Raw genomic sequence first — 15864 nt, 5'->3', positions numbered from 1 at the left:
GGCTGACTGATGCTGCATAACTCCATTCTCGACGTGATCGGCCAAACGCCAATCGTGCGCCTGGCGCAGTTTTCCGAAGACCTCGGCATCGAGGTCTACGCCAAGCTGGAATCCCTCAACCCCGGCGGCAGCCACAAGGCGCGCATCGCCCTGGGCATGATCCTCGACGCCGAGCGCCGCGGCGTGCTGATCCGTGATTCCGGGCAAACCATCATCGAACCCAGCGGCGGCAACACCGGCATCGGGCTGGTGATGGCCGGCAATGTGCTGGGCTACAAAGTGGTGCTGGTGATTCCCGACAACTACAGCCCCGAAAAACAGAAACTGCTGCGCCTGTACGGCGCGAAGGTGGTGCTGTCGGACAGCCGTCTGGGCAACAACTCCCATGGCGAAAAATGCATGGAATTGCAGCTGGAAAACCCCAACTACGTGATGCTCAACCAGCAGCGCAATGGTGCCAACCCGCAAACCCATCGCGACACCACTGCGCCGGAAATCCTTCGCGCATTTGGCGAGCGCCGCGTGGACTACTTCGTCAGCGGCATCGGCACCGGCGGGCACATCACCGGCATCGGCGAAACCCTCAAGGCTGCCTGGCCGCAACTGCGTGTGATGGGCGTGGAGCCTGAAGAGTGCGACCTGCTCAAAGACCAGCATGCGCCGCACCATATCCAGGGGCTGTCGATCGGCCTGATTCCGAGCATTCTCAATGTGAACGTACTGGACGGCATGCTCAAAGTGTCGCGCCAGGCGTGCATCGACATGATGAAACGCATCATGCGCACCGACGCCATCAGCCTGGGGCTGTCGTCGGCCGCCAATATGGTCGCCATCGCCCAACTCGCCCCCGAACTGCCGCCCGAAACGGTGGTGTTGACCATGGTCTACGACAATGCCGACAGCTACCTGCCCAGCTTCGAATAACCGGTTCTCTTACCTACCAGAATGCGGGGGTGCCTCCATGGGGGGCTTTATCGACATGCAACAGCTGCACGATGAGCTGCTCACCCACCTCATCACGACCCTGACGCCTGCGCAGATGAAGCAGTTGGAACCACACCTGGCACCGCTGATTCAGAACGCGGCGCAGGCGGTGGCCGAAGACTTGATCGCCTACGCCTATCGCGACCCTGCGTCACGTGGCCGTGGCGAGCTGATCCTTGAGTCTTACGCTTCGTTCAAGGCCGTGCTGTTCTACCGCCTGGCGCACCTGGTGTGGAATTTCCCCGACCAGACCAACGGCGTGTTTTCGCGCATGGCCCTCAAGCTCAGCAACCAGGGCAAGATCCTGTCCGGCGCCGAAATCCACCCGGCGGCGCGCATCGGCCGGCGCTTTGTGCTCGACCACGGCTACGGCACGGTGATTGGCGAAACCTGCGAAATCGGCAACGACTGCTACATCCTCTGCGGCGTCACCCTCGGCGCGCGCGGCATCGCCAACAACCCGGACGGCAAGCGCCACCCGCGCCTGGGCAACAATGTCGAGGTGGGCTCCGGCGCCCGCGTGCTGGGCTACGTGCTGATCGGCGACAACGTATTTATCAGCCCGTCCTGTGTCATTACCCAGGATGTACCGGCAGGCACCAAGGTCAAGGTGGTCAACCAGGTGCAGCTGCAGAAAAACACCGAGTCGGACCAGAGCAGCTACCTCGGGGCTTTTGCCCTGGATGAACGCTTGCACGTGGTGGGCGAGGTCAGTGCCAGCCACAGGGTCACGGTGCTGGACGCCGATTTCCACCCGTTGCAGGGGCTGATGCTGGAACCCACGGTGAAAGAGCGCCACCACCTGCAATTTCGCCTGCGGCGCCTGGATACAGGTGAGCAACTGCCTCGCCTGCCGCTGAACCTGAAAGTCAGTGGCCCGGAATTTGAAATCACCCTGCTCTCCCCCCCTGGCTTGAGCGCAATGGTGCGCCACCTGCTGCAAGCCAGCCCCTTGATCGTCGGAGGTTGAAGATGTCTGTGCACACCATGGAAACCCTGGCGCTGTTTGACAGCGCGCCTTACCAGAACGCCTTCAGCGCCCGGGTGATTGCCGTCAGCGAACACGGCGTCGCCCTGGAGCACACGCTGTTTTACCCCACCGGTGGTGGGCAACCGGGCGATACCGGGCACTTCACCCTGGCCGACGGTACGCGGGTCCTCGTGACCGGTACCGTGCGCGACCCGGTACTGCGTTCGATCATCTGGCACCAGGTGGAGCACTTCCCCGAGCAATTGGCCGCCGGGGTACAAGTCGACGCCGGCCTGGATTGGGAGCGTCGCTACCAGCACATGAAGATGCACACCTGCCTGCACCTGCTGTGCTCGATCATCGATGCGCCCGTGACCGGTTGCAGCATCAGCGCCGACAAAGGCCGCTTGGATTTTGACCTGCCGGAAATGACCCTCGACAAAGACAGCATCACCCGCGACCTCAACGCCCTGATCGAACAGGCCCACGCGGTGAAAACCCTGTCGATGCCCGCTTCGGAGTATTCGACCCTGCTGCAAATTACCCGCACCCAGGCCGTCGCGCCCCCCGTCATCCAGGGGTCGGTGCGGGTGATCGAAATCAGCGGAATCGACATCCAGCCCTGCGGCGGCACCCACGTGATCAATACCGAGGAAATCGGCCGGGTGTTCTGCGAAAAAATCGAGAAGAAGAGCAAGCACAACCGCCGGGTGATTCTGCGGTTTGAGGGCTAGGCAGCGCTGATGCCACAAGCGTGGGCGCGAATGCCCACGCTTGCGGCGGCGAGGCCGAGCGTTACTGCTTTGGCGGGTTGAGGCGTGCTTTCACGTCCTCAATGGACTTTTCAAGCGCTGAAATTTCGGTGTCAAACTGAGTCCGGGTGCTCGCAATCATCTGCTCCAGCTCCGCGTTGCTGTTCCTGTAGTCATCCGCGGTCGGTGCGTCCTGCCCTGACGTTTCACGCGTAAACGTCGACTGTTCATTGGGCTGCGGTGCCGAGGTTTCAGGCGGCATGTGGGGTTCAGCTTTGTTCATGGCCTTGACTTGCTGAAGCACCTTCTCAAGCTCCTTTTTCAACTGTGCAAATGCCTCAATGATCGTGCGGATGAGTTCGTTGATGTCCTGGCGTAACTCGGTATTGAGCTTGTCCGCCTCGTCAAGATCCGGTTGCCGGGTTGGCGCGGTAACGGGCGGCGCTGCCTTTTGCTCCTGGGTAGGGCTTTGGGGCTGGGTGTCCGGGGCAATCGCGTTTTTATCGGTACCGGTACCTGATGCATCGAGTTGCTGGCTCAGCCCGGCGAGCTCTTTTTGGAGTGCTGCAATCTTCGCCTGGCATTCGCCAAGAAGCGTTTTGTATTCGCCGAGAAGCTGATTGTTTTTGCTCGCCAACGTCAGTAATTCACGCGTTGCATCAGCCTGCGGCGACGGCTGCTGATTGACCAGGTTGTTGTGGCTCGAAAACTGACCGCGCTGCTCCGGGGTCATCGGGGCCTTGGGAGGTGCAGAGTTGGCCTGTGCACCTGCACGTTCTGAGGTATCGGCGTTGGTTACCTCGGTGGACGGGGCCGGGTTTTGATCCGCTTCATAGTTTGCGGTGTAAGGCGTTTGTGGCCGGGTGTTTACGCTAGTCATAGGGCACCTTTCAGGGTCGGATATTCAATGCTTGTGGGGCGACAGGCGGAAGGCCTGCGGCGGCAAGTCATCTGGTTACCTGATTGGCATTTGTCTGAAAGAGGTTCCCGGCCTGCGTGACGCCTAAGTGGCCAATTGTGTCGTCAGCTGAAAAGTGCCGGTTTTGCCTCAAGGAGCGGGCTTAAAAGCGGCGTTTCGTACAGGAAACTGACAGCAAATTTATGCGCTTGTAACATTTAGAAACGTACAATTCCGCCAACAGCCCATCTCCCCCAGATGCGCTGCCCCTGGCTCATGGAGAAGCGCGCCCGCCCCTTCTCGGTGAGTGCTTGAAGAGAAGCTAAGCTCACATCCACTGCGCCTTTGCGAACCTGACTGCCGCAGGACTGACTGCCTATGAGCAATTGCCTATGAATCGAGTCTTTCGTGACTACCTGCCGGCGTCGACCCTGCGCTTGCTGCCTAACCGCTGGGACCTGGTCGCCCTGCCGCTGGTGATCGGTTTTCTGCTGTTTTTCTCGATTACTGCCCGGGAAACCTGGGCGCCCATCGCGACATTGCAAAGCGAAGTCATCTCGCTGGACCCGGCCAACCTGCCGGAATACGCAATGCGCACTACCTTGCGCATGCTCGCGGCGATGGTGGCGGCGCTGGTGTTTACCTTTTTATACGGCACGCTGGCCGCCAAAAGCCGGCGCGCCGAAAAGCTGCTGGTGCCGGTGCTCGACATCCTGCAATCGGTGCCGGTGCTCGGCTATATCTCGTTTACCGTGACGTTCTTTCTGCTGTTGTTCCCAGGCCGCGTGTTGGGGGCGGAGTTCGCGGCTATCTTCGCGATTTTCACCAGCCAGGCCTGGAACATGACGTTCAGCTTCTACCAGTCGCTGCGCATGCTGCCCCATGACTTGGTCGAGGTGTCGACCAACCTGCGGCTTTCCGGCTGGCAGAAGTTCTGGAAGCTCGACGTGCCGTTCGCCATGCCGGGGCTGGTGTGGAACATGATGATGAGCATGTCCGGCGGCTGGTTCTTCGTGGTCGCCTCCGAAGCCATCACCGTCGGTGACAAGACCATCACCCTGCCCGGCGTGGGTTCGTACCTGGCCCTGGCCATCGCCCAGAAAGACCTGCACGCCGTGGGTTATGTGATCCTGGCGATGATTGCGGTGATCCTGATCTACGACCAGTTTCTGTTCCGCCCGCTGGTGGCCTGGGCCGACAAGTTCCGCATGGAAACCACCGCCTCCCAGGGCGCCGCGCCGCAGTCCTGGCTGCTGAACCTGATCCAGCGCACGCGCATCGTGCAGCGCATCCTGCGCCCGATCACCCGCGCCATCAGCCGAATCGGCAACAAGCGTTTCAGCCTGGGCGGCGGTGCGCTCAAGGCATTGCCGGCAGAAACCCCGGCCGCCTCGAAAGTGATCGATGTGCTGTGGGGCACAGTGATCGCGCTGATGGCCGCCTACGCGCTGTATCACATCGTGTTGTACGTGGGCACCGAAGTGACTTTCGGCGAAGTCGGCCATGTATTCGTGCTGGGCCTGATCACGCTGTTGCGGGTGGCCGGGCTGATCCTGATCGCCTCGCTGATCTGGGTGCCGCTGGGGGTGATGATCGGCCTGCGCCCGCGCCTGGCGGAAAAAATCCAGCCGCTGGCGCAGTTCCTCGCGGCGTTCCCGGCGAACCTGTTGTTCCCGGTGTTTGTGATCGTGATCCTGCACTACAACCTCAACCCGGACATCTGGCTGAGCCCGCTGATCGTGCTGGGCACCCAGTGGTACATCCTGTTCAACGTGATCGCCGGGGCCAGCGCCTTTCCCAATGACTTCAAGGAAGCTGCCGCCAACTTCCGCATTCGCGGCTGGTTGTGGTGGCGCAAGGTGATGTTGCCGGGGATTTTCCCTTATTACGTCACCGGCGCGATTACCGCGTCGGGTGGTGCCTGGAACGCCAGCATCGTCTCCGAGTACGTGTCGTGGGGCCAGGACAACGTGGTCGCCCACGGCCTGGGCGCCTACATCGCCCAAACCACTGCCGCCGGCGACTTCCCCAAAATCGCCCTGGGCGTGGTGGTGATGTCGATCTTCGTGGTGGCCTTCAACCGCGCGGTCTGGCGGCCGATGTACGCCATCGCTGAAAACAAACTTCGTTTGAATTGACGGGATTCGCCGTGATGACTACCCCTACTGAAAACACTGTCGACACCCCGCAAATTTACTCGCTGAAAAACGTCAACCGCGTGTTCGGCAAAGGCAAGGACGAGCTGCAAGTGCTCAGCGGCGTGGACCTGAGCCTGCACGAAGGCGAGATCGTCGGCATGCTTGGCCGCTCCGGCTCCGGCAAATCCACGCTGCTGCGCATTATCGCCGGGCTGATCCAACCGTCGTCCGGTGAGGTGCGCTACCAGGGCAAGCCGCTTAATGGCCCGGCCGAAGGCGTGGCCATGGTGTTCCAGACCTTTGCCCTGTTCCCGTGGCTGACCGTGCTGGAAAACGTCGAAGCCGGTCTGCAAGCCTTGCAGGTCGAGCGCAAGGAAACCCGCCGGCGCGCCCTGGCCGCCATCGACCTGATCGGCCTCGACGGGTTTGAAAACGCCTACCCCCGTGAATTGTCCGGCGGCATGCGCCAGCGCGTGGGCTTTGCCCGCGGCCTGGTGGTCAACCCGACGCTGCTGTTGATGGACGAACCCTTCTCGGCGCTGGACGTACTCACCGCCGAAACCCTGCGCACCGACCTGCTGGACTTGTGGAGCGGCAAGCAGTTGCCGATCAAGTCGATCCTGATCGTGACCCATAACATCGAAGAAGCGGTGCTGATGTGCGACCGAATTCTGGTGCTGTCGTCCAACCCTGGCCGTGTGGTCGCCGAGATCAAGGTGCCGTTTGCCCACCCGCGCAACCGCCTGGACCCGACGTTCCGGCAGATGGTTGATGACATCTACGCGCTGATGACGGACCGGCGCAGCGCCGACGCCAGCCGTGGCCTGCCCGAGCTGAAAATGGGCAGCCTGTTGCCGGAAGTGTCGACCAACCTGATGGCCGGCCTGATCGAAACCCTCGCCGCCGAGCCCTACAACGGCCACGCCGGTTTGCCGACCGTGGCCGAGCGGCGCTTGCTGGAAGTCGACGACCTGTTCCCGGTGGCCGAGATGCTCGAGCACCTGGGCTTTGCCGAACTCAAAGGCGCCGACATCACCCTCACCGACGCCGGCAAGTTGTTCGCCGACTACGGCACCCAGGAACGCAAAACCCTGTTCGCCGAGCATTTGATCCGCCACGTGCCACTGGCCGCGCGCATTCATCAGGTGCTGCTGGAACGCAGCGGCCACCGTGCGCCACGGGTGCGTTTCGAACAGGAACTGGAAGACTCGATGACCGAAGCGTTTGTCGAGAAAACCCTGGAAAGCGTGGTGGCGTGGGGGCGGTACGCGGAGATTTTTTCGTATGACGACCACACCGAGACGTTCAGCCTGGATGATGTGGAAGGCAGTATGTAATTGCCTTGAGCAACACAAAACAAACTGTGGGAGCTGGCTTGCCTGCGATAGCGGTAGGTCAGCCACACAGATGGCACAGATAGACCGCTATCGCAGGCAAGCCAGCTCCCACATTGACCGCGTTGTTATTCAGATCACGAACAGGTCCATAAATCGGTTGACCGGCGTGGCCTCAAGCCGCGCCTGATCCTTGCACAACGCAAAAATCTCCCCGCTGCGCTGCGCGGTAAACCGCGTGGCCAGGTTGGCCTTGAACTTGTCTTCCAGCAATGGAATGCCGTCTGCCCGGCGGCGGCGGTGGCCGATCGGGTATTCCACGGCCACCTGTTCGGTGCTGGAGCCGTCCTTGAAAAACACCTGCACCGCGTTGGCGATGGAGCGTTTATCGGCCTCCAGGTATTCACGGCTGTAACGCGGGTCTTCGACGATTTCCATCTTGGCGCGCAACTCGTCGATGATCGGGTGCGCGGCGTGGAATTCATCTTCGTACTGCTCCGCCACCAGATTGCCGAAGGCCACTGGCACGGCGGTCATGTATTGCAGGCAGTGGTCACGGTCGGCGGCGTTGGCCAGTTGGCCGACCTTGGAAATGATGCGGATCGCCGACTCATGGGTGGTGATCACGATGCGCGCGATGTCATGCAACCGATGCTTGACCTGCGGGTGTAAGGTCACCGCCGCCTCGCACGCGGTTTGCGCGTGAAATTCGGCGGGGAAGCTGATCTTGAACAGCACGTTTTCCATCACGTAAGTGCCGTAAGGCTGGGACAGGCTGAACGCGCGCTTGTCCTCGGGCTTGAGCGCCAAATCCTTGTTGGTGTGGCTGAACAGCACGTCGTAGAAGCCCCACTGAGGCGCACTCAACACGCCGGGAATGCCCATCTCGCCGCGCAGTGCGATATCCGCCAGGCGCACGCCACGGCTCGAAGCGTCCCCCGCCGCCCAGGACTTGCGCGAGCCCGCATTCGGCGCGTGACGGTAAGTGCGCAAGGCCTGGCCATCGACAAACGCGTGGGACAGGGCCGCCAGCAGTTGTTCACGGTTGGCACCCATCAGCTTGGCAGTAACGGCCGTGGAGGCGACTTTCACCAGTAATACGTGATCAAGCCCTACACGGTTGAAAGAGTTTTCCAAGGCGATCACGCCCTGGATTTCGTGGGCCATGATCATCGCTTCCAGCACCGCACGCACGGTCAGCGGCGCATCGCCATTGGCCACGCGTTTTTGCGAGAGGTGATCGGCCACGGCGAGGATGCCGCCGAGGTTGTCGGAGGGGTGGCCCCACTCGGCGGCGAGCCAGGTGTCGTTGTAGTCGAGCCAGCGCACGATGCAGCCGATGTCCCACGCGGCTTTCACCGGGTCCAGGCGAAACGATGTGCCGGGTACACGCGCGCCAAAGGGTACGACCGTGCCTTCGACGACAGGCCCCAGGTGCTTGGTGCACTCGGGGAAGCGCAGGGCCAGCAGGCCGCAACCCAGGGTGTCCATCAGGCAGTTGCGGGCGGTGTCCAGAGCGGCCTGGGATTCGATCCGGTAAGTGAGGACGTAATCGGCAATGTCCTGCAAAACCTGGTCGTAGTCGGGGCGGTTGTTCTGGTCGACGTTGGCGCTCATGGCAGTACTCCAAAGATTAGTTGGGGTTAGTCCTCGGGCTTACGGTTAATGGTTTTTTGGCAGGTCTGATTGCCTGCTTGGATCGTTCCCACGCTCTGCGTGGGAATGCCGCCCGGGACGCTCCGCGTCCAGCCATCGACGCAAGGATCAAGTCCTGCGCAATGGTGACGCGGAGCGTCACGTGATGCATTCCCACGCGGAGCGTGGGAACGATCAATTAAAAGGCGTCGCCGGGCACGCGCACGAAGCCCTCCATCAACACTCGCGCGCTGCGGCTCATGATGGCTTTTTTCACCACCCATTCGCCGTCCACCTGGCTGGCTTCGGCGCCCACACGCAAGGTGCCGGACGGATGCCCGAACCTCACCGCGTTGCGCTCTACACCACCCGCCGCCAGGTTGACCAGGGTCCCGGAAATGGCCGCCGCCGTGCCAATCGCCACGGCCGCCGTGCCCATCATCGCGTGGTGCAGTTTGCCCATCGACAGCGCGCGCACCAGCAAATCCACGTCACCGGCCTTTATCGCCTTGCCGCTCGACGCCACGTAGTCCGCAGGTTTGGCCACAAACGCCACCTTCGGCGTGTGCTGGCGTTGGGCGGCTTCGTCCAGGTGTTTGATCAGGCCCATGCGCAAGGCGCCATGGGCGCGCACGGTCTCGAACATCGCCAGGGCTTTCGGGTCGCTGTTGATTGCGCCTTGCAGCTCGGTGCCGGTGTAGCCGAGGTCTTCGGCGTTGATGAAAATCGTCGGGATGCCCGCGTTGATCAGCGTGGCCTTGAAGGTGCCGACACCCGGCACCTCCAGGTCGTCGATCAGGTTGCCGGTGGGGAACATCGAACCGCCGCCGCCCTCTTCTTCCGCTGCCGGGTCCATGAATTCCAGCTGCACTTCGGCGGCCGGGAAGGTCACGCCGTCGAGTTCGAAATCACCGGTTTCCTGCACCGCGCCATCGGTAATTGGCACGTGGGCGATGATGGTCTTGCCGATATTGGCCTGCCACACCCGCACCACGGCCACGCCGTTGTGGGGCACGCGGGCCGGGTCTACCAGCCCGGCGCTGATGGCAAACGAGCCCACCGCCGCCGACAGGTTGCCGCAGTTGCCGCTCCAGTCCACGAATGGCTTGTCGATGGACACCTGACCGAACAGGTAGTCCACGTCGTGCCCGGCGCGGGTGCTTTTGGCCAGGATCACGGTTTTGCTGGTGCTGGAGGTCGCTCCGCCCATGCCGTCGATTTGCTTGTCATAGGGGTCGGGGCTGCCGATCACCCGCAACAGCAAGGCATCGCGCGCGGCGCCCGGCACCTGCGCCGCTTCGGGCAGGTCCTCGAGGCTGAAAAACACGCCCTTGCTGGTGCCGCCACGCATGTAAGTGGCGGGGATTTTGATTTGCGCAACGTGTGCCATGGTTGTCCCCTTAAGCGGTGGCCGCCGATTCCAGGAAGTCCTGGGCAAAACGTTGCAACACGCCGCCCGCCTCGTAGATCGACACTTCTTCGGCGGTGTCCAGGCGGCAGGTCACCGGCACTTCGACACGCTCGCCATTCTTGCGGTTGATCACCAGCGTCAGCTGCGCGCGCGGGGTGCGCTCGCCCACCACGTCGTAGGTTTCGCTGCCGTCGATCTTCAGCGTATGGCGATCGGTGCCCGGCAGAAACTCCAGCGGCAACACGCCCATGCCCACCAGGTTGGTGCGGTGGATACGCTCAAAACCTTCGGCGGCAATTGCTTCAACACCCGCCAGGCGTACACCCTTGGCCGCCCAGTCACGGGACGAACCCTGGCCGTAGTCAGCGCCTGCGATGATGATCAGCGGCTGTTTGCGCTCCATGTAGGTTTCGATGGCTTCCCACATCCGCGTGACTTGGCCTTCCGGCTCGATCCGCGCCAGCGAGCCCTGTTTGACCTTGCCGTTTTCCTGGACCATTTCGTTGAACAGTTTCGGGTTGGCGAACGTCGCGCGCTGCGCGGTCAGGTGGTCGCCGCGATGCGTCGCGTAAGAGTTGAAGTCGACTTCCGGCAAGCCCATTTTCGCCAGGTACTCACCGGCGGCACTGTCCAGCATGATCGCGTTGGAGGGCGACAGGTGGTCGGTGGTGATGTTGTCGGGCAGCACCGCCAGCGGGCGCATGCCCTTGAGCGGCCGCGCCCCGGCCAGCGCGCCTTCCCAGTACGGCGGGCGGCGGATGTAGGTGCTTTGCGGGCGCCAGTCATACAGCGGCGCAACTTTCGGGCCGGTGTCTTCGTGGATGGCAAACATCGGGATGTAGACCTTGCGGAACTGCTCCGGCTTGACCGCAGACTTGACCACCGCGTCGATTTCTTCGTCGCTCGGCCAGATGTCTTTCAGGCGGATTTCCTTGCCGTTGGCGTCGAGGCCCAGCACGTCCTTTTCGATGTCAAAACGGATGGTGCCCGCAATCGCGTAAGCCACCACCAGCGGTGGCGAAGCGAGGAAAGCTTGCTTGGCGTACGGGTGAATGCGCCCGTCAAAGTTGCGGTTACCCGACAACACGGCGGTGGCGTACAGGTCGCGGTCGATGATTTCCTGCTGGATCACCGGGTCGAGCGCGCCCGACATGCCGTTGCAGGTGGTGCAGGCAAACGCCACCACGCCGAAGCCGAGCTTTTCCAGCTCATGGCCCAAGCCGGCTTCCTCCAGGTACATGGCCACGGTTTTCGAGCCCGGCGCCAGCGAGGATTTGACCCACGGCTTGCGCGCCAGCCCGAGCTTGTTGGCGTTGCGCGCCAACAGGCCTGCGGCGATCACGTTGCGCGGGTTGCTGGTGTTGGTGCAACTGGTGATGGCCGCAATGATGACCGCGCCGTCGGGCATTTGGCCGGGCACTTCTTCCCATTGGCCGCTGATCCCCTTGGCCGCCAGGTCGCTGGTGGCGACGCGGGCGTGCGGGTTGCTCGGACCGGCCATGTTGCGCACGACGCTGGACAGGTCGAACGTCAGGCCGCGCTCGTAGCGCGCGCCTTTGAGGTCATCGGCCCACAGGCCGGTGTGGCGGGCGTATTGCTCCACCAGGGTGACTTGCTCGTCTTCGCGGCCGGTGAGTTTGAGGTAGGCAATGGTCTGCTGGTCGATATAGAACATCGCCGCCGTGGCGCCATATTCCGGGGCCATGTTGGAGATGGTCGCGCGGTCGCCCAGTGTGAGGGCCGAGGCCCCTTCGCCGAAGAACTCCAGCCACGCGCCGACGACTTTTTGCTTGCGCAGGAACTCGGTCAGCGCCAGCACCATATCGGTGGCAGTGATGCCGGGCTGCAGCTTGCCCGTCAGCTCCACGCCGACGCTTTCCGGCAGGCGCATCCACGAGGCGCGGCCGAGCATGACACTCTCGGCTTCAAGGCCGCCGACGCCAATGGCGATCACGCCCAGCGCGTCCACGTGGGGGGTGTGGCTGTCGGTGCCGACGCAGGTGTCGGGGAAGGCCACGCCGTCACGCACCTGGATCACCGGGGACATTTTCTCCAGGTTGATCTGGTGCATGATGCCGTTGCCCGGCGGGATCACGTCGACGTTCTTGAAGGCCTTTTTGGTCCACTCGATAAAGTGGAAACGGTCTTCGTTGCGGCGGTCTTCGATGGCGCGGTTTTTCTCGAACGCCTGCGGGTCGAAACCACCGGCTTCGACGGCCAGGGAGTGGTCGACGATCAGTTGGGTGGGCACCACCGGGTTGACCTGCGCCGGGTCGCCACCTTGCTGGGCGATGGCATCGCGCAGGCCGGCGAGGTCCACCAGGGCGGTCTGGCCGAGGATGTCGTGGCACACCACACGGGCGGGGAACCATGGAAAGTCGAGGTCGCGCTTGCGCTCGATCAGCTGGCTCAGGGACGCATTGAGGGTGGCCGGGTCGCAACGGCGGACGAGGTTTTCCGCGAGCACGCGGGAGGTGTAAGGCAAGGTGGCGTAGGCGCCGGGGGTGATGGCTTCGACAGCCGCCCGGGCGTCGAAGAAATCCAGGCGGCTGCCGGGCAGCGGTTTGCGAAATTCAGTGTTCATCGGTCAGGACTCGGTCACGGTAGGTTCACAGGGCGAACAGTCGACACTGGCCGGGCTCTTTGTGGGAGCTGGCTTGCCTGCGATGGCATCAACGCGGTGTACCTGTTACACCGCAGTGATCCAATCGCAGGCAAGCCAGCTCCCACAGAAAAGCACATTGGCCCGTGTGCTCGGTTCATCCCACTCAGCGACGTTCGATTGGCACGAACTTGCGCTGTTCTACGCCGGTGTACTCGGCGCTTGGACGGATGATGCGGTTATTGGCACGCTGCTCGAACACATGCGCGGCCCAGCCGGTCAGGCGCGAGCACACGAAAATCGGCGTGAACAGCTTGGTTGGAATACCCATGAAGTGGTACGCCGAGGCATGGTAGAAGTCGGCGTTGGGGAACAGTTTTTTCTGTTCCCACATGGTCTTGTCGATGGCTTCGGAGACCGGGAACAACACGATGTCGCCCACTTCGTCGGCCAGCTTTTTCGCCCAGCCCTTGATCACTTCATTGCGCGGGTCGCTGTCTTTGTAGATCGCGTGACCGAAGCCCATGATCTTGTCCTTGCGCGCCAGCATGCCGAGGGTGCCTTCGACGGCTTCTTCAGCCGAACCAAAACGCTCGATCATTTCCATCGCCGCTTCGTTGGCGCCGCCGTGCAGCGGGCCGCGCAGGGAGCCGATGGCGGCGGTGACACAGGAATACAAGTCGGACAGGGTCGACGCACACACGCGGGCGGTGAAGGTCGAAGCGTTGAATTCGTGCTCGGCGTAGAGAATCAGCGAGACGTTCATCACCTTGACGTGCAGCTCGCTCGGCTTCTTGCCGTGCAACAGGTGCAGGAAGTGGCCGCCGATGCTTGGCTCGTCAGTCACGCAGTCGATGCGCTTGCCGTCGTGGCTGAAGCGGTACCAGTAGCACATGATCGCCGGGAAGGCGGCGAGCAGGCGGTCGGTGACGTCATGCTGCGCGCTGAAATCCTTCTCGGGCTCGATGTTGCCCAGAAACGAGCAACCGGTGCGCATCACGTCCATCGGGTGGGCGTCGGCAGGGATGCGCTCCAGCACTTCCTTCAGCGCTTGGGGCAGGTCACGCAGTTTGCTCAGCTTGGCGCTGTAGGCAGCCAGCTCGGTTTTACTCGGCAGTTCGCCGTACAGCAACAGGTAGGCGACTTCTTCAAACTGCGCATCGGCCGCCAGTTCACGCACGTCGTAACCGCGATAGGTCAGCCCGGCGCCGGCCTGGCCCACGGTCGACAGTGCGGTCTGCCCGGCCACCTGGCCACGCAGGCCGGCGCCACTCAGTACTTTTGCTTCAGCCATGGTGCTTCTCCAATTTTGTATTTATACGCAGGCTTTATTTTTTCGCGGCGAACAGCGCGTCAAGCTTCTGCTCGAAGGTGTGGTAGTCGATGCGATCGTAAAGCTCCATGCGGGTTTGCATGGTGTCGATCACGTTCTGTTGGGTGCCGTCGCGACGGATCGCGGTGTAGACGTTTTCGGCCGCCTTGTTCATGGCGCGGAAGGCCGACAACGGGTACAGCACGATGGAAACATCGGCAGATTTCAGTTGTTCAGTGGTGTAAAGCGGCGTAGCGCCGAACTCGGTGATGTTGGCCAGGATCGGCGCCTTCACGCGGGATGCGAACAGTTTGTACATGTCCAGCTCGGTGATGGCTTCCGGGAACACCATGTCGGCACCCGCTTCGATGCAAGCGGCGGCACGCTCCAGCGCCGACTCCAGGCCTTCGACCGCCAGCGCGTCGGTGCGCGCCATGATCACGAAGCTGTCATCGGTACGCGCGTCCACGGCGGCCTTGATGCGGTCGACCATTTCCTGCTGGGACACGATTTCTTTATTCGGGCGATGGCCGCAGCGCTTGGCGCCCACCTGGTCTTCGATATGGATGGCGGCCGCGCCGAACTTGATCATCGACTTGACGGTGCGCGCCACGTTGAAGGCCGAAGAACCGAAACCGGTGTCCACGTCCACCAGCAGCGGCAGGTCGCACACGTCGGTGATGCGGCGCACGTCGGTCAGCACGTCATCCAGGCCGGTAATCCCCAGGTCCGGCACGCCGAGGGAACCGGCTGCCACACCGCCGCCCGACAGGTAAATCGCCTTGAAGCCTGCGCGCTTGGCCAGCAGCGCGTGGTTGGCGTTGATCGCGCCGACCACTTGCAGCGGGTGCTCGCTGGCGACCGCCTCACGGAAACGCTGGCCGGGTGTGCTTTTATTGTTCGAACTCATGACTCACCTCTTTCAGGGGCACCGCCGGGGAAATGACGGGCAATGTTGCGTTTGGACGCGCCGATGTGGCGGCGCATCAACAGTTCGGCCAGTTCGCCGTCGCGGTCGGCAATCGCGTCGAGGATGCGGTGATGCTCGGCGAATGCCTGGCGTGGACGATTGGGGGTCGCGGAAAACTGGATGCGGTACATGCGCACCAACTGGTACAGCTCGCCACAGAGCATTTGAGTCAGGGTGCGGTTGCCGGCGCCCTGGATGATCCGGTAATGAAAGTCGAAGTCGCCTTCCTGCTGGTAATAACCGAGGCCGGCCTGGAAGGCTTCGTCGCGTTCGTGGGTGTGCAGCACCTGGCGCAGCTCTTCGATTTCCGCGTCGGTCATGCGCTCGGCAGCCAGGCGGCAGGCCATGCCTTCGAGGGATTCACGGATTTCATAGAGTTCGATGAGTTCGGCGTGGCTCAGGGAAACCACCCGCGCGCCCACGTGAGGCACGCGCACCAGCAGGCGCTGGCCTTCGAGGCGATGGATCGCTTCGCGCAGCGGGCCACGGCTGATGCCATAGGTGCGTGCCAGTTCCGGCTCGGAGATCTTGCTGCCGGGTGCAATTTCACCCTTGACGATGGCCGCCTGGATACGCCGAAAGACATTCTCGGACATGGTCTGGGAATCGTCTTGGGCGACCACTGGGGTTTCCAGTTGATCCAGCATATTGTCGACACCTTTAAAAGCAATGCCGCAAAAACTAGCGAATCAGCCCCGCCGAGTCAAAGAATAAATCCACATTGTCGACAATCGTCTAATAACCACCCTTGCACCCATGAGAGGCATGGCCGCCTGCCAGCGCTGGCGCCAAAAAAGCATCATGCTAGAATGCCCGCCGCTTTTGCCTGACATCATTGGATGAAACGGCGCACAAGAG

12 protein-coding genes are annotated in these 15864 nt (G+C 62.2%); 5 read left to right on the top strand and 7 right to left on the bottom strand.

Translation table 11 applies throughout. From position 1 onward, the window contains the following. The first annotated feature begins 9 nt into the window (after positions 1-9). Genes ATI14_RS15465 through ATI14_RS15455 form a run of 3 tightly spaced genes read left to right on the top strand, consistent with a single transcriptional unit; the run spans position 10 to position 2688 of the window. Positions 10-924: a PLP-dependent cysteine synthase family protein gene (locus ATI14_RS15465; protein ID WP_016973600.1), complete on the top strand. Its 915-nt coding sequence runs from the start codon at positions 10-12 to the stop codon at positions 922-924. 37 nt (positions 925-961) lie between these two features. After that, entirely contained in the window at positions 962-1954 is a 993-nt protein-coding gene (locus ATI14_RS15460) for a serine O-acetyltransferase (RefSeq protein ID WP_016973601.1), read from the top strand. Positions 1955-1956: 2 nt separating this feature from the next. Beyond that, positions 1957-2688, top strand: coding sequence for an alanyl-tRNA editing protein (locus ATI14_RS15455; RefSeq protein ID WP_016973602.1), 732 nt, complete (start codon positions 1957-1959; stop codon positions 2686-2688). 61 nt (positions 2689-2749) lie between these two features. Here ATI14_RS15455 and ATI14_RS15450 read toward each other — a convergent pair whose 3' ends face one another. Next, positions 2750-3586 carry a hypothetical protein gene (locus ATI14_RS15450; protein ID WP_020372615.1) on the bottom strand — a complete coding sequence of 279 codons (837 nt, stop codon included), beginning with the start codon at positions 3584-3586 and terminating at the stop codon, positions 2750-2752. Positions 3587-3996: 410 nt separating this feature from the next. On the opposite strand from ATI14_RS15450, the gene ATI14_RS15445 reads away from it, so the two are divergent. Together ATI14_RS15445 and ATI14_RS15440 are read left to right on the top strand one after the other, a co-directional pair. Next, positions 3997-5742: an ABC transporter permease gene (locus tag ATI14_RS15445; RefSeq protein WP_017255497.1), complete on the top strand. Its 1746-nt coding sequence runs from the start codon at positions 3997-3999 to the stop codon at positions 5740-5742. A gap of 14 nt (positions 5743-5756) precedes the next feature. Beyond that, complete coding sequence (locus ATI14_RS15440; protein ID WP_017255496.1) at positions 5757-7079, top strand: ABC transporter ATP-binding protein; 1323 nt, start codon at positions 5757-5759, stop codon at positions 7077-7079. Between the two features lie 129 nt (positions 7080-7208). On the opposite strand, the gene prpD is transcribed toward ATI14_RS15440, so the two are convergent. The 6 genes from prpD to ATI14_RS15410 all read right to left on the bottom strand — a co-directional run bounded on the left by prpD (position 7209) and on the right by ATI14_RS15410 (position 15653). Further along, the gene (prpD, locus tag ATI14_RS15435) at positions 7209-8693 is read right to left on the bottom strand and encodes a 2-methylcitrate dehydratase (protein ID WP_016973606.1); all 1485 of its coding nucleotides are present in this window, start codon (positions 8691-8693) and stop codon (positions 7209-7211) included. A 217-nt stretch (positions 8694-8910) separates the two neighbouring features. Continuing rightward, entirely contained in the window at positions 8911-10101 is a 1191-nt protein-coding gene (gene prpF / locus ATI14_RS15430; protein ID WP_016973607.1) for a 2-methylaconitate cis-trans isomerase PrpF, read from the bottom strand. Between the two features lie 10 nt (positions 10102-10111). Next, on the bottom strand, positions 10112-12706 hold the full coding sequence (gene acnD, locus ATI14_RS15425; protein WP_016973608.1) for a Fe/S-dependent 2-methylisocitrate dehydratase AcnD: 2595 nt from the start codon (positions 12704-12706) through the stop codon (positions 10112-10114). Positions 12707-12890: 184 nt separating this feature from the next. Continuing rightward, entirely contained in the window at positions 12891-14018 is a 1128-nt protein-coding gene (gene prpC, locus ATI14_RS15420; RefSeq protein ID WP_016973609.1) for a bifunctional 2-methylcitrate synthase/citrate synthase, read from the bottom strand. A 34-nt stretch (positions 14019-14052) separates the two neighbouring features. Continuing rightward, the gene (prpB, locus tag ATI14_RS15415; RefSeq protein WP_016973610.1) at positions 14053-14946 is read right to left on the bottom strand and encodes a methylisocitrate lyase; all 894 of its coding nucleotides are present in this window, start codon (positions 14944-14946) and stop codon (positions 14053-14055) included. Further along, complete coding sequence (locus ATI14_RS15410; RefSeq protein WP_016973611.1) at positions 14943-15653, bottom strand: GntR family transcriptional regulator; 711 nt, start codon at positions 15651-15653, stop codon at positions 14943-14945. The genes prpB and ATI14_RS15410 overlap by 4 nt, the downstream gene beginning before the upstream one ends. Positions 15654-15864 lie beyond the last annotated feature (211 nt).

This window comes from Pseudomonas tolaasii NCPPB 2192 (genome assembly GCF_002813445.1).
Classification (GTDB): Bacteria; Pseudomonadota; Gammaproteobacteria; order Pseudomonadales; family Pseudomonadaceae; genus Aquipseudomonas; species Aquipseudomonas tolaasii.
This window is presented reverse-complemented; position numbering and strand designations above follow the sequence as displayed.